The following is a 16,485-nucleotide window of genomic DNA, read 5'->3' on the forward strand; positions in this document are numbered from 1 at the left end:
TTTAGTGTGTGATTGATTTGTCTCCACTTGGTTTCGCTTATATCGTGTGGGAGTGGAGCATATTTCGTGAATATAGACCAAGCGAGCCTGAATATGCGATTCTCGTTTCGGATAAGAGTAGAGGAAAGCTTTAGATGAGGCTTGTTTCAAAATTCAGAATTAATGTATTTTTGCAGAGAAGCTATTTAAGATAAGAATATGAAAACCAAAACAGCATTAATTACAGGATCGGCCAAACGAATAGGAAACGAGTTAGCTCTTCATTTGGCGAAGCAGTCGTGGAGTCTGGCACTTCATTACAATACCTCGAAAGGGGAGGCGATGGCTTTGAGAGATTACCTTAAAGCCCTTTATCCTAATCAGGTATTTAAGGTGTTTTGCTGTGATTTGTCTGACGAGCTTGCTTGTGAATCTTTAATCTCAGAGGTCAGTGAGGAATTGGGTCAGATTGATCTGTTGATTAATAATGCTTCTGTTTTCACTCCAGCTTCGATTAGAGATACAGGTTTAGATCTGATCAACGAACAGATGAATATCAACTTTAAAGCGCCCTTTATTTTAATGCGTGATTTCGCGAATATCTGTAAAAGGGGAGTCATCGTAAACTTTCTGGATACACGAATAAGCAAGTATGCATCTGACTATGCGGCTTATAGTTTGTCAAAGGTTGCCTTATCTCATCTCACTCAAATGGGCGCTTTGGAATTTGGACCCGATATTAGAGTCAATGGTATTGCTCCGGGTTCAACAATTGCTCCACCCAATGCTGCTGCCAATTACTTAGAAGACCGGGCTGCTAAAACTCCCATGAAAGAACCCGGTGGTATACAACCCATACTAAAGTCGTTGGATTATATCATCGACAATAACTTTCTTACAGGGCAAATATTATACTGCGACGGCGGTGAGCAGCTGATTTAGTAATAACTTCGCTTTCAAATGAGATTTTGCGTTTCATGAGCTTTGTGAATGAACTAAACTTCATTTTTAGCGATCTTGTGCAAGTAGATAAAATGATTAAAACACTCAGGCGGTATTGATTTGTTGCCTTATTTGTAATGGCTTGTGAGTTTATCAACAATGGGCAGGTCAGCTTCGGCCCAATCGAGTTTTTGCATTTTATCTATGTCGAGCCATTGTATCTGTTGATGTGCTAAAAGTTGAAAATCGCCCTCTGTGTGATTTACAAAGTAGGCTTTTAGCTTGATGATTTTGTCTCCATAGTCGTGCGTATTCTCACACAGAAATTTCCCGCAAGTCGATTGAATTGCAAATTCCTCAAAAAGTTCTCTTTCCAGGCATTGCTCGGGACTTTCGTTCGGTTCAATCTTTCCACCTGGGAATTCCCATTTACCACCCTGTTCGCTGCAGTCTTTTCGTTGTGCACAAAGAAAGCGATTACCCTTTCGGATAATCGCGGCTGTAACTTCGATGATTTTTTTCGACTTCATATTTAAGATGTCTGCTAGCTTAGAAATACGGCTATGGAAACACCTACAAATGTGCCAATAATATAACCTAAAATCCCTACGAGAATTCCAGGAGTAATGAGTTTCTTTTGTCCCATTGAGGCAGCCATTGGCGCTGCAACTGATGGTCCCATAATATTAGCTGCCGAAGAAATAACCACTTCGTAAACGTCGAGTTTGAATAGTTTTGCCAGTGCCAGTAAGAAAACGAAATGAAACATCATGATAACGATATAGAATGCCAGAATAGCAGGTCCAATTTCGAAAATTTGATGAATATTCGTTGCGGCACCAATTACGGCTAAGAAAATATACATCATCCAGATACCAATTGAGAAAGCTGTATTTTCTAATGCTTTCAGTTGTTTTGGGAAAAGGTTGGCAGCCAATACTGCAAATAGCGTAATAAGTAGAATACTTAAGTTAATGTCGGTCTGAATCAATCTCTCTAAATACGGAGCGATAAATGTTCCTGCCCCGGCGATAAGTGCCGCAATGAAAACAGAAACAGCAATGCGTTCCAGAGTCATAGGGTATTCATTCTTCTGACTGCCTTCATTAGAGTCGATTTCGTTCTCTTTTTTTGGTTTGACAAAGAAACGCGATAGAAACACCAAAGAGGGGGTTAGGAATAAGAAAAGTGTGTATAAATTCGAAACCAAATTATCCACGGCGATTGTGGCTGTAAACATTGGGTTTGTGCTGAAATTTAAACTTTCTGCAGCTGCAATAAAATTGACACTTCCTCCGATCAGTGTGGCTGCAATTACGCCAGCTGTATTCCCACTATCAGCACCCAAATCAATTAACGAAACGGCAAGGAAACAGCCTAAGACAATTCCTATAGCTCCGATAATATAGGCTAAAAGTAATTTCCCGCTTTCCTTCACAATTTTCGTTAGGTTTGAACTAAACAAAAGCATGGGGATGGAGATGGGAATAAAATAGGTGAAGACCATATCGTATACCTCAACTTTGACATTGGGGTTCGATGCAACGGGAAGAACACCCAACATGGCTAATATTGACATGGATATCATGGTAACCAATATACCCGATAGTTTTCCAAACCATTTTTTGTGTTCAGAATAGATACCAAAAGCTGCGGCACCTGCTACAATAAAAAAGAGAATAAAATGACTGTCGGGAGAGATAATTGAATCCATAATGTGTTTTTAGAAATTGAGCCGCAATTTAGTAAAATTGTATTTTATTGGGCAGGAATTTATTGTTTTTGTAAAGTAGATCGTTTTTATTGAATCGTTGCTAAAACGATTTGCAGTAAGGAGCAGGTCCGTTTATTTTTTTCCAAAGAAATGATGAAACAAGCCTTTTATTAGAATAGAAAAAGGCATGGGTTTTATACCAAGCGCTCTGTTTGCCCGACTAATTTTATAAATCAGGTTCATGTGTTTTATAATTTCACGGTAAGCTTTAAATAAGGAATAATCTGGATCGTAAATATGAGCCGGTTCCGAATTGGTTCCGTTAATCTCTAATACTTTGATGTTTTCACCCTCGTACAAGTCTCGGATACTGTTGACTTTAATATCGAAACGACCATAATAGAATCCGTCTAATGGCTTTGAGATTTCCCTGAAAACCTTTACCAATTGATCGTTTATCAGATGAGTGCCATCCAGAAATGTGGTTCCCCGACAATGGTTTCCTATGGGTTCTATTTTAAAGGTGATGCCCTCAGGTATAATCAGGTTCCATTTGTTTGAATATTTGGCTTTTAGATATTTCAGACGTGATTTAGCTCTGAAATTTTTGGAAACCAACTTGCCGAAAGGATCTCGTCCATTACCTGTTATGCTCAGAAATTCTTTCATAACCACAGAGCTGATGCCATCTTGTGTGCTGTTTGGAAATCGATGATAGAAAATACCCAATTCGATGGGATAATCAACAAATTCCTGAATGATTAAGTCCTCAGTAATGATTTTTAGATAGTTTTTCAGAGCAAGTTCATCGTCGATCTTCTCCACACCACGTCCACGTTCTCCAATATTGGGTTTTGCAACAATAGGGAAAGCGATGTCTTTTTCCTGCATCAAATGAATAATCTCATCGGCGGAAGTATCTTTCTCAGTAAAAAAGTCTTTTGTATGGTATTGGGGAGACAGAGAGTTGAGTAGTTTGGTTTTATCTGTTCCATATGCTCCTCCAAATGCCATTCCAGGATTTGTTGTTGTGAAATAGCTAAAAGATCTGCTTTTTAAGGCTAAAACAAATCCATATAAAAACATGGGGGCATAGAAAAACCATGATGGCCAAAATTCAAATTTGATCCATTTGAGAATAAATTGCGGGTAGTATCTTTTTTTTCGGGGCATAGGTTAGATTTTGCTACTTAAATATATAAGAAATATGCATATTCCAGTGATGATGGTGTAAAAAAGATCTGAAAATCTTAAATGTGCAGTGAGTTAAAATTCATCTGGATAGAATTCTATTTTTTGACTTGATTTTAATATCTTGTTTTAGAAAAAAAAAGTCTATGCAAATTATAAACGCTTCTAAAGAAATATGCGGACAGCTATTTCATCTGTGTGAGAATTTAAAAAGGGACGAGTACTCTAATTGTTCGTCTCTGTTGTTAGGCAGTTCAATAGGCAAGCACATGCGTCATATTATTGAATTCTTCGATATATTAAGAGAAGGTTCTGAAGTTGGCGAAATCAATTACGATACGCGTGTACGATCTGGTCAAATAGAAAATGATCCACTGGTAGCCAAGGATAGACTGGCTTTAATTATAGCCTGGTTAGAAGAACTATCAGTGAACAAAAATTTAAGCTTGTATCTTAATTTTGATCAAGATAGCAGGGCCGTTAAACAAGTCAAGTCGAATTTGATGCGTGAGTTGGCTTATAATTTAGAACATGCTATTCATCACATGGCACTGATACGCATTGCACTTAATCAGCAATTCCCAGATGTAAGGGTTGACGCAAATTTTGGAGTTGCCTATTCAACAATTCGTTATAACAAAGACCAATGTGCACATTAAGTTATATTCCAATTGATGATAATGACTTTATTCTCACAACCAATAGAGATGAAGATCCAGGTCGGGTTGCTATCAACCCTCAAAAACACATGCATAATGGCTTTGAATTGTTTTATCCAAAAGATTCAAAGGCTAAGGGGAGTTGGATAATCAGCAATTGCAAAGATACAACTCTTTGTGTGCTTAATGGGGCTTTTAAAAAGCATAAACGTAAGGCTAATTACAGGCAGAGTAGGGGCCTGATGCTTCTGGATTATTTCAGTTATCTCAATCTTGATGATTTTATTGAAAATTATCCCTTTGAGGGTATTGAGGCTTTTACTTTAATTGTAGTGGGATCTGATACTGGATTTAGGTTGACTGAGCTAATTTGGGACGAAAAGGAATTATCTGTTAGAGAATTAGATCCTTCTGCTGCTCATATCTGGTCATCAACAACTCTGTATACTGAGGCGATGAAATTAGAACGGGAAAGGTGGTTTCGTGACTGGTTAAATAGTGAAAGGGAATTAAATCCGGATTCAATATTGAAATTTCATAAGACAGGGGGGGCTGGCAATATGGAGTATGGTTTGTTGATGAACAGACGAAATGTTGTCAGGACAGTTAGTATCACTCAGGTATTGGGGGGTGTGAAAGGTCACTGTATGCGATATTTTGATTTATTAGATGAGGAAGCTTGTAAGAATCATTTAGGAGTATAATACGTGTATTTCGTTTATAAAAAAAATGGCTATCGAAATGAATCGATAGCCATTTTGTGTTTTAATCCTGGATAAATCAGAAATGATTATTTTCCTGGACACTGAGCAATAATAGCTGCATCGATATCTTGCTTGCTATATGCTTTGTCGTAATTCTCAGAGAATTTCTTTGCAAGGTTCTCCGCAGTAGTCTTGTAAGCCTGCTGATCTTCCCAGGTATTGATAGGAATCAACATTTCACTAGGAACGTTAGGACAAGATGTAGGTACATTTACATGGAATAACTCATCCATAACATACTCAACCTTATCTAGCTCACCATTAAGAGCTGCATCAACCATTGCTCTGGTGTACTTTAATTTGATACGAGATCCGGTTCCGTATGATCCGCCGCTCCATCCAGTATTAATTAAGAATACATTGGTGTTATGCTCATCCATCTTAGCACCAAGCATGTCTGCATAAATATTTGGATTACATGGCATAAATGGCTGTCCGAAGAAACGAGAGAAAGTTGCCTGAGGCTCAGTAACTCCGGTTTCAGTACCCGCTAATTTTGAGGTGTATCCCATCAAGAACCAAAGCATTGCTTGTTCTTTCGTTAATTTTGATACTGGAGGCAATACGCCATAAGCATCAGCTGTTAGGAATAAAATTGTTTTAGGGTGACCAGCTGTAGACTCTGGCTTAATATTACTTAAGAACTCAAGAGGATAAGATGCTCGTGAGTTAGGCGTGAATCTGGTATCAAAGAAATCAATCTTCCCATTAGGATACATCATTGCATTCTCAATAATCGCACCATGTTTCTTGTAATCTGCATTGTGCATAACAGCATCCCAAATCTCTGGTTCGTTCTTACGCTCCATATCAATCATTTTGGCATAACAACCGTTTTCAAAGTTGAAAATACCATTGTCGCTCCAACCGTGCTCATCGTCACCTAAAAGGGCACGATTAGGATCAGCAGAAAGAGTTGTTTTACCAGTTCCTGAAAGACCAAGTAGTAATGCAGAATCTTTCCCTTTACCTTCATTTGCTGAGCAATGCAATGGCAATACTCCATTAAAAGGAAGTAAGTAGTTCATTACGGTAAACATCAATTTCTTCATGCTACCTTGATATTGAGAACCGTAAACAATACCTATTCTTCTATCAAAGTCAACAACAACACAAAGTCCAGATGTTTCTCCGTTTGGTAAGTCACGTACCAGACCTTTGTAGCGGTCTTTATCTAATTCGTCGTTAGGAAGAGCGATCAGTTGAAATTCCTGGTCCGCAAAAATCGATTTTTGAATATCTTCAGGTACTGGTCGAAACATATTATCGATGAAAACCTGGTTAAGAGCTTTATCAGAAATTGTTTTTACTGGCAAGGCATATTTAGCATCTGCACCGATTACGCGGGTAGTGGTAAATACAGTTTGTTTGCTTTGAATTGTTTTTAAAGCATCTTCATAAATAAGTGCAAACGTTTGCGGATTAAGGCCGATATTATTAGGTGATGTCCAGTCAATATTTAATTCACTTTCCGGATTTCTAACAATATATGTGTCTTTAGGGCTTCGGCCTGTCGAATTTGATGGTGTCCATGTAGCAAGTGCACCATTAGGTGTTACAATAGCATCTTTGTTTTCGACAGCTTTTGTAATTAAATCTTCTCTTGAAAGATTATCTCTAACATCCTGATGTTTTTCTAAAACTTTCTTTAGTTCTTCAATCATGTTAATTTCAATTGTACTCATCATATTTTTTTTAGTTTGGAGTCCCAAAACTATGACGAGATATTTAACTATCCTAATATGTAAATCTATTTTTTGTATTTATTTTTTATTTATTCTCATTGATATTTAGTAGGTTTACCGTGGGAAAGAAGTTATATATCTTCCTGATATAGTAGCTTTTCCCAGGTTTTCAGTTTTACTTTCCATCCTTACTTCTTTATTATCAATTGTTTCGGACTAGCTTATCTTTTAATATTTATATATTAAAGAAAAAAAGTGTTAATGTTGAATTGTGCAAACGATTCCGTAAAAAAGAGGTTAGATTGAAAAATGGATGAGTTTTTTTCTAACGCATAAAAAAAAAATATCGTTTATAAACGACGCTTTTTTTTCATTTTTTGAATTTATAATTTACGAAAAAGTGAGGAGTAATACAAAAGGCAGAATAATCATGGGGAAGTATGTTTTTCTAATCTGATTTTTTTAAGAAATCTGATCTGAAAAAATGGTTGGGAGAAAAAACAGAACTGGGAAAAATAAAATGCCCATGTTTTAGGGGAAACATGGGCAAATAATTCTAAAGGATTAATTAACCTACTAACCAAGCTTTCGCTTGCAATCATTTAGTTTGCAAATCCTATATTTCTGTATAGAATTTCCGAACTAAAGTTAGAAATATTATTGAACTATATGCATGATCTTGAATTTATTTTTCTTGTTTATAATGATTTTATAAAAAGAATAAACTTATAAATGATCAATTAATCATGTATTATGGTTCTTTTGTCTCTTGTAAAAGTCCCTTTGTCTTGTAATCTTAATAATGTGGATGTTAAATAATATTTGCCTGCTTAAACAATTTTTCAAAAGCCACCCTGTTAAACCACCCCTGATTCAAACTTTCATTTGTAACCGTTTCAATTCGGGAATAAAATTCTTTTGTTAGACCATTTTCTGACGTATAATTGATGACTTCCTCAAATGATTTTAGCATGCTTTTGCAAAAGGCATCTGGAATATTTTCCTTTTCTGAAGAAAATGTCTGAGCTATTTCGAGATTATAAAGCATGATGTCGGCAATGCAGGAGGGTTCAACACCTAAACGTTTAAAATGACGAATATAGTTTTGGGCAACAGAACGTCTGCATTTAGCTCTTCTTTTTGTATTAGGGAAGTATTCTTTAGATATTTTAAACTTGCATTCTTCAATGAGCTTGTTCTCGTTTGGATTAAAAGCGAAATCATAATATTCTTTAACATCCTTAAAACGTGAATAGAGTTCTGTAATTTGATCTTGTAGTTGTTCTTTATTCAGATCATGCAAATAAAGTTTTAAATCGCGTTTGCTCATAAAATTCCTGTTTTATTCAATTGTATTTACTTCCACTTAACAATTGATCATTGGTTTGTCAAAAATAAGTAATATTGTAATAAGTAATATTAAGCTATAGATAATGGAGCAGGAAAATATCTCTCGATTGGAGATTTTAGAGAATATATTGGAATTTTATAGAGTTCAGCCCGGTATGAATAAAGATGGTAAAATTGAAAAAGTAGAGTCATATTTATTATTAATGCACTCTATATACAGTGATTCAAAAAATGAACTCGAGGAGTTGGATATAAGCGATGTGGATTTTCTTGAAAATACTTTTGATTGTTTTAATGGGTATTTAAATGCTCTTGGGGAAGAGATAAATAAGATTTTTGAAGAGGATGTTTTTAAACTAATGCCCATTCCTATTTATGGGTTTTCTATTATTCTGCCCATTCATTGTATAGAAATGATAAAGAATTGGAATAAATCAGAACAGGATTATTGGCAAATTGGTGATGAGTTATCCAGACTTGACGAATGGGTTGAGTCTGATTTGTTTTTTGAAAACTTTCTGGCCTTGATTGAAAAGTTGATGTTGAGAATTAATGCAAAGCTTGTGATTGCAATTGAAGACTTGATTTAGAAAGTGTATTGAATTGTTGTAATTTTAACAGAATTAGATAAAAGTGTATTATATTTGCACGCATTTTGAGAAAATAAGATGCTTTAACCCGGTTTAATTGAGTGTCATTTTAAACAATATGGGGTGCCATTTTTCAATTTGTAATTAAAAATATGTTTCATCCTGATACGAGTCAGGGCTAAAAAGAGAAGAGTATGCATTTTAGTTTTATCGAGATCGTTTCTGCTTTCATGGTATTGTTTGCTGTTATTGATATTATTGGAGCCATTCCAATTCTTGTGGATTTGAAGAAAAAAGGGGGTGAAATTAAGGCACTAAAAGCAAGTGTTGTTGCCCTTGTCGTATTAATTGGATTCACGTTCTTGGGAGAGAAATTATTAGGGCTTTTTGGTGTGGATATTTCGAGTTTTGCCATAGCCGGTTCGTTTATTCTATTTATAATGGGGGTAGAGATGGCCTTGGGTATTGAGATTATTAAATATGATGGTCCTTCCGGAGTGTCTATTGTTCCGATTGCATTTCCTTTGGTTGCGGGAGCGGGATCGTTTACTTCGGTTGTTGCGCTTCGTGCAGAATATGCTCTTGAGAACATCATAATCGCCCTTGTTTTGAATTTAGCCATTGTTTATATCGTGTTAAGGTCGACTTCTATAGTGGAACGCTTTTTAGGAGAAGGAGGGATTCATATCCTTCGAAAAGTGTTTGGAATCATCCTGTTAGCCATTTCGGTTAAACTCTTTATGACCAACGTTGCGGTTTCAATAAAGACACTGATTCCTATGATAAAGGAAGTTTTATAGAAAATAGGCTTGAAATATTTCCGAATTATAGCTTGTAAATAGGGATTTATGCTAACTTTGTCCGCTCAAATAATTTGAAGAAAAAAGCTGTGTGCTACTTTATTATTGGACTTTCTCGATGCTACATGTCAGTCGGAAAATAAAATTTGCTATTTCACTGTAAAAAACTTACAAATAGATTTGAATAATTCGAAAATTATTGCGTATTTTGCGCACTGTTTGAAAAGCATTTAAGGAAAAAAAATAATCTGGACTATGTCAAGAGTTTGTCAAATTACTGGAAAGAGCGTAATGGTGGGAAATAACGTTTCTCACTCAAAAAGAAGAACTAAGAGAAGATTTTATCCAAATCTATTCGATAAGAAGTTCTATCTTCCTGAGGAAGATCGCTGGATTGAATTAAGAATTTCTGCTGCCGGTGTACGTCTAATTAACAAATTAGGTGTTCAAGGTGCTTTGAAAAAAGCTCAAGAAAAAGGATTTATTAAAAATTATTAAAAGGCATATAAAATGGCTAAAAAAGGTAATAGAGTACAAGTGATTCTTGAGTGTACTGAGCATAAAGATAGTGGAATGCCTGGAACTTCAAGATACATTACTACTAAGAACAAAAAGAATACTCCTGATCGTATGGAGTTGAAGAAGTATAATAGAATTTTGAAAAAAGTTACTCTTCACAGAGAAATTAAATAATATTAAGTTATGGCTAAGAAAGTAGTAGCATCCCTACAAAAAGGTGAAGGTCGTGGTTACGCTAAAGTAATCAAGATGGTTAAGTCACCTAAGACAGGAGCATATTCTTTTAAAGAAGAGATCGTTCCTAACGCTAATGTTAAAGATTTCTTTGCTAAATAGTAAAGAGTTTCTATATCGATTTAAAAGCTCCTCATAATTGAGGAGCTTTTTTTATGCATATTTTTTGTGTGATTATAGGCTTAGTAAGGCACTAGATTAAGTTTAGTTTTGATTCGCAAACTAAATGATGCTTGCTGTCAAATAAAAAATTAATTATAAAATTCAAAGCAGTGTATTTTTTTGTAATTTAGCGGGCCTAAACTGTATAATAGACTATGGGATTATTTGGCATTTTTTCAAAATCGAAAAAAGAAAACCTAGATAAAGGACTTGCAAAAACGAAGGAAAGCGTATTTAAAAAGCTTTCCAGAGCAGTTGTTGGTAAATCGAAAGTTGATGAAGAAGTATTGGATGAATTGGAAGAAATTCTGATTTCATCAGATGTAGGGGTTGATACAACTGTTCGAATTATTGAAAGGATAGAAAAACGTGTTGACGAAGATAAGTTTTTAGGTACATCTGAGTTAAATCGCATTCTTAAAGAAGAGATTTCTGCGCTTTTACAAGAGAACAATAAAGGAGAATATGATGCCTGGGAATTACCAAAATCTGATAATCCATATGTAATTATGGTTGTTGGTGTGAATGGCGTAGGTAAAACAACGACTATTGGTAAGCTGGCTCATCAATTTAAACAATCAGGACGTAAGGTGATGTTAGGTGCAGCGGATACTTTTCGTGCGGCTGCCGTAGATCAATTACATATTTGGGCCGATCGAGTTCAGGTCCCTATCGTCGATCAGGGGATGGGAGCAGATCCTGCTTCGGTGGCATTCGAAACACTTACAAAAGCTAAAAATGATGGCGTTGATGTGGTGATTATCGATACAGCCGGACGTTTGCACAATAAAATTAACTTGATGAATGAGTTGAGTAAGATTAAACGTGTGATGGATCGTGTCATTCCTGGTGCTCCGCATGAGATTCTTTTGGTATTGGATGGTTCTACTGGTCAGAATGCATTTGAACAAGCCAAGCAGTTTACTTTGGCAACTGATGTGAACGCTTTAGCCATCACCAAACTTGATGGTACAGCTAAAGGTGGTGTTGTGATTGGTGTTTCCGATCAATTTAAGATTCCGGTGAAGTATATTGGAATAGGTGAGGCGATGACTGACCTTCAGGTTTTCAACCGTGATGAATTTGTAGATTCGCTTTTCAGTTAGACTGAATAGAATATATAAGGAAAGACTCTTACTACAAGTAAGGGTCTTTTTTGTTAAAAGCGGATGAGTACTCAATAAAAAAAGGAATAATTGAATTGAAGCTATTCGTCTGAATTTCTTTTCACTTCCTCAAAGATCCATGTTCGAAATACATGCAAAGAGTGGGAAAGCCCTTTTTTTTGTCTTATTTTTGTGCGCTAAAATAGAATGGAGTAAGCAATAATTACGCTGATCTTTTTATTTATAATCCGATATCAACACTCTCATATCAAATAATCATGAGCCAAAATAAAATCAATATCGTTAGTTTAGGTTGTTCTAAAAATCTGGTAGATACCGAACTTTTGATGAAGCAGTTGGATGCGAACCAATTTGTGGTAAGCTGTGACGAAGACAATAGCGATGCCCGTACTATTATTATTAATACCTGTGGATTTATCGGCGATGCTAAAGAAGAATCTATCGATATGATTTTGCAATATGCCGATGCCAAGAAAGAGGGACTTATCGATACCCTTTTTGTTATGGGCTGCTTGTCTGAGCGCTATCGCGACGATTTGGCTGTTGAAATACCTGAGGTTGATAAGTTTTTTGGCAAGTTCGAATGGAAATCGATTGTTAAGGAACTTAACAAAGACTATAAGCCTGATTTCTCGAACATGAGAATGATTACCACGCCCAAGCATTTTGCTTATTTGAAGATATCAGAGGGCTGTAATCGTGGCTGTTCGTATTGTGCGATTCCAATTATTACCGGGAAGCACATTTCCCGTCCGGTTGAAGAAATTGTTGAAGAAGCAACTAACCTGGCTGCTGGCGGTGTGAAAGAGTTTTTGGTTATTGCTCAGGATCTATCGTATTACGGGCACGATTTATATGGCAAATCGATGTTGGCTGTGCTGATTGAGAAGCTGTCAGAAGTAGAAGGTTTGGAGTGGATTAAGTTGCACTACGCTTATCCAACACAATTCCCCTATGATATTCTTAAGGTGATGCGCGAAAATCCAAAGGTGTGTCGTTATTTGGATATTGCACTTCAGCATTCAAGTGATAATATGCTGTCTTTAATGCGTCGGGGAATCAATCGTGAGCAAACGGTTGAATTAATCAATCGGATTAGAGAAGAAGTTCCAGGAATCACTTTGCGTACAACCATGTTGGTTGGGCATCCTGGCGAAACGGAGGCTGATATGGAAGATTTGAAAGCATTTGTTCAGGAAATGAAGTTTGAGCGTTTGGGTGTTTTCCCTTATTCAGACGAGGATGATACCTATGCTGCTATTCATTACACTGATGATATACCTCAAGAGGTTAAAGAGGCACGTAAGGATGAAATTATGGAGCTTCAGCAGGAAATTTCGCGCCAAGCGAATCAGGCTAGAATTGGTGAAAACATGAAAGTGATTATCGACCGCAAGGATGATGATTTTTATTATGGACGTACTGAGTTTGATTCTTACGAAGTTGATCCAGAGGTGCTCATTTCAAGTGAGAACTTTGACCTTAAAATAGGTGAGATGTGTGAAGTTGAAATAACCGATGCCGAAGATTACGATTTGTTCGCTGTTGTTATCTAATTCGCTACTAATTGTACTGATTATTGCCTGACCATAGTTTGTCGGGAAAAATATATAAAGCTTTTGCCTATTTTCTATAATGGAAACAGGTGAAAGCTTTTTCTTTTTCATCCAGTGGATGCTAATTATCAGATAAAACTTCAATTTTATTCATTCGATGTTCTTCAGGGGAATAGAGAACTTGTGAAAGGGAAGCCTGAAATAGAGCGGGGGAATTGTAAAAACCTCTGAGGGAAGGCTGAAAATGATAAAGGGAATGTGGAAAACCTTCAGGGGAATGGCGAAAACGACAAAGGGAATACTGAAAACCATCAGGGGAATGCTGGAAACTTAAAAGGGAATGGCGAAAATGGCTTTTTTTCTTGATCTTATATGGTGAAATTTGGTTGAAAATAATCTGATGTAATAGAAGTAGGGTTTTATAACAGTAAGATAAACTCCCAATCTATGCCAGATACAGGAGTTTGTTTTAATGATGAATATCTGCTTAAACCTTACGGATTATTTTTAAAAAGAGTAATCGATTGCTTTTTTATCGATCGCCATTTCTCTAATAATATGGGCTGCTTTTACGTGTTCGGGATGATTCATGTATGCGGGTAGAGCCTCAATATTCTCCAATACCACATTCACAACAAAATCGTAGGATGACTCGCCTTGTAACTCATCAAATCCAATTTGCAGGAATTTAATTTCAGGCACTCGCTTATCGAGTCCATCAAAAACCTCTCTGATTCGTTTGTAATAATTCTCTTTGACCTCTTCGGACTCAAAGCTTTTAAACTTAAAAAGGGCTATATGTTTAATCATGTTTAAATTATAAAATGAATAGGATAGCCTAAAGTTAGGGGATTTGACTGAATGACGGTTCTTTTTTTGTTTTTTAATGCATTCGAAACTAGTTGGACTGAGATTGATCTCGCATTTTCTGGTTAACCTGAATCAGATATTTCCTATATTTGTTACTCTTTGGGAAATGTGGACTTTTCACTTCTCTCAAAACTTATTTATAAAAAGAAAATTAGAATGAAGACAAAAAATATAAACCCTTTATTGAGACCTTTTGATACGGTTCACCATACGGCTCCTTTTAGTCAAATTGAAATGGCGCACTATATGCCTGCTTTTGTTGAGGGGATTAAGCTTGCAAAAGAAGATGTTGATCAGATTGCGAATAATCCTGAGGCTGCCAGTTTTGAAAACACCATTGAGGCTATGGAATTTATTGGCGAATTACTGGATCAGGTCTCTTCTGTATTTTTCAATCTGAACCATGCGGATACGTGTGACGAAATGCAAGCATTAGCACGTGAAGTATCGCCTCTCTTAAGCGAATTCTCCAATGATATTGTTATGAATGAGGCTTTGTTCGCAAGAGTTAAGGCGGTTCATGATAATAAGGAATCATTGAATTTGAATGCGGAACAAAGCATGCTTTTGGATAAGCGATACAAATCATTTGTACGTTCCGGTGCGAATCTTGAAGACGACAAAAAGGCGCGTATTCGGGAAATTTCAAAAGAGCTCTCTCAACTCACTCTTCAGTTTGGGGAGAATGTATTGGCAGCAACCAATAATTTTGAACTGAACATTACGGATGAAAAAGATTTGGCGGGCTTGCCGGATGGTATTTTGGAAGCTGCAGCAGCTACCGCAAAAGCAAAAGATAAGGAAGGTTGGGTATTTACATTGCAATTCCCATCCTATGTGCCTTTTATGCAGTATGCCGACAATCGCGAATTGCGTGAGAAGATGTTCAAGGTTTATTCGTCGCGTTGTTTTAACGATGCGTTCGATAACCAGGAAATCATCAGAAAAATCGTGGCTTTGCGTTTAGAGAAAGTGAAACTATTCGACTATCCAAACTATGCTCAATTTGTTTTGGAGGAGCGCATGGCTGAGACTCCCGGCAAAGTGGTGAATTTCTTAAATGAATTGCTTGAAGCATCTATGCCAAAGGCGAAAGAGGAATTTGAGGAATTGCAAGCCTATGCTAAAAAAATTGGAGCTGATTTTGAGCTGCAACGTTGGGATTGGGCTTATTATGCTGAGAAATTGAAGACCGAAAAGTTTCAGGTGAATGATGAATTGACCCGTCCTTATTTTGAATTGGAGCGAGTGAAGCAAGGAATCTTCGATTTGGCTACCGCTTTGTATGGGTTGAGTTTTAAACTAAACACTGAAATTGATAAGTATCACGGTGAAGTCGATGTTTATGAGGTGTTTGATAAAAAGGGAGATTTCCTTTCTGTATTTTATGCCGACTTTCATCCTCGTGATTCAAAACAAGGGGGTGCCTGGATGACTTCCTATCGTGAACAGTTTATGCAAAATGGGAAGGATAATCGTCCTCATATTTCTATTGTGTGTAATTTTACACGTCCAACTGCAACCAAACCCTCTTTACTAAGCTTTTCAGAGGTGACAACTTTTTTACACGAGTTTGGTCATGCTTTGCATGGTATGCTTTCTCGTTGTATTTATCCTAGCTTGTCGGGAACTGGTGTGTATCGCGATTTTGTAGAACTGCCATCTCAGTTTATGGAGAATTACGCCTACGAAAAAGAGTGGTTGGATAAGGTTGCAGAACATTACGAAACAGGTGAAAAAATTCCTGCAGATTTGGTGCAGAAAATTATCGATAGTGGTAATTTCCATTCAGGATATGCTTTTGTTCGTCAGATCAGCTTTGGCTTGAATGATATGGCTTGGCATTCTATTGAAAAGCCAATTGAGGATTCTGTATCAGAATTTGAAACTGAGGCTATGCAGGCTACAGAGCTTTTCCCAAGACTTGAAACGTCTTGTATGAGCCCTGCGTTTTCGCATATTTTTGCAGGTGGATATGCTGCAGGGTACTATGGTTACAAGTGGGCCGAGGTACTCGATGCTGATGCCTTTGCTGCTTTTAAAGAAAAGGGCATATTCAATTCAGAAATGGCTGATGCTTTTAGAGTTGAATTACTTGAAAAAGGAGGAAGCGAACATCCGATGAAACTTTATAAGCGATTCAGAGGACAGGAACCTTCTATTGAGCCTTTGTTGAAACGCAGTGGTTTAAAATAAAGATTGTTCGATATACAAAAGGGCTTCAGTTATGAACTGAGGCCTTTTTTTTGTCCTAATCTATGACATAAATTAAGAGATATTTGATTTGTGTATGCCATTGATGCCGTAATGCATTTAATTTATGACGAATTTATGATTTGTAAA

At 36.6% G+C, this 16,485-nt stretch carries 17 protein-coding genes; 11 read left to right on the top strand and 6 right to left on the bottom strand.

The annotated features are described in order from the left end of the window. Nucleotides 1–198 precede the first annotated feature (198 nt). On the top strand, nucleotides 199–921 hold the full coding sequence (locus EV201_RS01430) for an SDR family oxidoreductase (protein WP_130305621.1): 723 nt from the start codon (nucleotides 199–201) through the stop codon (nucleotides 919–921). Nucleotides 922–1,049: 128 nt separating this feature from the next. On the opposite strand, the gene EV201_RS01435 is transcribed toward EV201_RS01430, so the two are convergent. The 3 genes from EV201_RS01435 to EV201_RS01445 all read right to left on the bottom strand — a co-directional run bounded on the left by EV201_RS01435 (nucleotide 1,050) and on the right by EV201_RS01445 (nucleotide 3,808). Beyond that, nucleotides 1,050–1,451: a (deoxy)nucleoside triphosphate pyrophosphohydrolase gene (locus tag EV201_RS01435; RefSeq protein ID WP_130305622.1), complete on the bottom strand. Its 402-nt coding sequence runs from the start codon at nucleotides 1,449–1,451 to the stop codon at nucleotides 1,050–1,052. Between the two features lie 14 nt (nucleotides 1,452–1,465). Beyond that, nucleotides 1,466–2,635, bottom strand: coding sequence for a DUF819 family protein (locus EV201_RS01440; RefSeq protein ID WP_130305623.1), 1,170 nt, complete (start codon nucleotides 2,633–2,635; stop codon nucleotides 1,466–1,468). A 132-nt stretch (nucleotides 2,636–2,767) separates the two neighbouring features. After that, nucleotides 2,768–3,808 carry an ATP-grasp domain-containing protein gene (locus EV201_RS01445; protein WP_130305624.1) on the bottom strand — a complete coding sequence of 347 codons (1,041 nt, stop codon included), beginning with the start codon at nucleotides 3,806–3,808 and terminating at the stop codon, nucleotides 2,768–2,770. 164 nt (nucleotides 3,809–3,972) lie between these two features. On the opposite strand from EV201_RS01445, the gene EV201_RS01450 reads away from it, so the two are divergent. Both EV201_RS01450 and EV201_RS01455 read left to right on the top strand, forming a co-directional pair. Then, entirely contained in the window at nucleotides 3,973–4,485 is a 513-nt protein-coding gene (locus tag EV201_RS01450; RefSeq protein ID WP_130305625.1) for a DinB family protein, read from the top strand. After that, nucleotides 4,473–5,189 (top strand): NRDE family protein, encoded by a 717-nt coding sequence (locus tag EV201_RS01455; RefSeq protein ID WP_130305626.1) that lies wholly within the window; start codon nucleotides 4,473–4,475, stop codon nucleotides 5,187–5,189. Before EV201_RS01450 ends, EV201_RS01455 begins: the two co-directional genes overlap by 13 nt. An 86-nt stretch (nucleotides 5,190–5,275) precedes the next feature. Here EV201_RS01455 and EV201_RS01460 read toward each other — a convergent pair whose 3' ends face one another. Together EV201_RS01460 and EV201_RS01465 are read right to left on the bottom strand one after the other, a co-directional pair. Beyond that, nucleotides 5,276–6,934, bottom strand: coding sequence for a phosphoenolpyruvate carboxykinase (ATP) (locus EV201_RS01460; RefSeq protein ID WP_207224361.1), 1,659 nt, complete (start codon nucleotides 6,932–6,934; stop codon nucleotides 5,276–5,278). Between the two features lie 811 nt (nucleotides 6,935–7,745). Next, a complete protein-coding gene (locus EV201_RS01465) occupies nucleotides 7,746–8,264 on the bottom strand; it encodes a DUF6155 family protein (protein ID WP_130305627.1) in 519 nt (172 codons plus the stop codon). Between the two features lie 103 nt (nucleotides 8,265–8,367). On the opposite strand from EV201_RS01465, the gene EV201_RS01470 reads away from it, so the two are divergent. From EV201_RS01470 to rimO, 7 genes are all read left to right on the top strand, one after another. Then, the gene (locus tag EV201_RS01470; protein ID WP_130305628.1) at nucleotides 8,368–8,874 is read left to right on the top strand and encodes a hypothetical protein; all 507 of its coding nucleotides are present in this window, start codon (nucleotides 8,368–8,370) and stop codon (nucleotides 8,872–8,874) included. A 194-nt stretch (nucleotides 8,875–9,068) separates the two neighbouring features. Continuing rightward, nucleotides 9,069–9,674, top strand: a complete 606-nt coding sequence (locus tag EV201_RS01475) for a MarC family protein (RefSeq protein ID WP_130305629.1) — start codon at nucleotides 9,069–9,071, stop codon at nucleotides 9,672–9,674. A gap of 255 nt (nucleotides 9,675–9,929) precedes the next feature. Further along, complete coding sequence (gene rpmB / locus EV201_RS01480) at nucleotides 9,930–10,172, top strand: 50S ribosomal protein L28 (RefSeq protein WP_129254293.1); 243 nt, start codon at nucleotides 9,930–9,932, stop codon at nucleotides 10,170–10,172. A 12-nt stretch (nucleotides 10,173–10,184) separates the two neighbouring features. Further along, nucleotides 10,185–10,367, top strand: coding sequence for a 50S ribosomal protein L33 (rpmG, locus tag EV201_RS01485; RefSeq protein WP_125032072.1), 183 nt, complete (start codon nucleotides 10,185–10,187; stop codon nucleotides 10,365–10,367). Between the two features lie 9 nt (nucleotides 10,368–10,376). Further along, nucleotides 10,377–10,529 (top strand): DUF4295 domain-containing protein, encoded by a 153-nt coding sequence (locus EV201_RS01490; protein WP_125032073.1) that lies wholly within the window; start codon nucleotides 10,377–10,379, stop codon nucleotides 10,527–10,529. A 215-nt stretch (nucleotides 10,530–10,744) separates the two neighbouring features. Beyond that, entirely contained in the window at nucleotides 10,745–11,695 is a 951-nt protein-coding gene (gene ftsY, locus EV201_RS01495; RefSeq protein WP_130305630.1) for a signal recognition particle-docking protein FtsY, read from the top strand. 278 nt (nucleotides 11,696–11,973) lie between these two features. Then, on the top strand, nucleotides 11,974–13,272 hold the full coding sequence (gene rimO, locus EV201_RS01500) for a 30S ribosomal protein S12 methylthiotransferase RimO (RefSeq protein WP_130305631.1): 1,299 nt from the start codon (nucleotides 11,974–11,976) through the stop codon (nucleotides 13,270–13,272). A 507-nt stretch (nucleotides 13,273–13,779) separates the two neighbouring features. On the opposite strand, the gene EV201_RS01505 is transcribed toward rimO, so the two are convergent. Beyond that, on the bottom strand, nucleotides 13,780–14,082 hold the full coding sequence (locus EV201_RS01505; protein WP_130305632.1) for a Dabb family protein: 303 nt from the start codon (nucleotides 14,080–14,082) through the stop codon (nucleotides 13,780–13,782). 216 nt (nucleotides 14,083–14,298) lie between these two features. On the opposite strand from EV201_RS01505, the gene EV201_RS01510 reads away from it, so the two are divergent. Beyond that, nucleotides 14,299–16,338, top strand: coding sequence for a M3 family metallopeptidase (locus EV201_RS01510; RefSeq protein WP_207224362.1), 2,040 nt, complete (start codon nucleotides 14,299–14,301; stop codon nucleotides 16,336–16,338). The last annotated feature ends 147 nt before the right edge of the window (nucleotides 16,339–16,485 follow it).

It is taken from the genome of Ancylomarina subtilis (genome assembly GCF_004217115.1).
Classification (GTDB): Bacteria; Bacteroidota; Bacteroidia; order Bacteroidales; family Marinifilaceae; genus Ancylomarina; species Ancylomarina subtilis.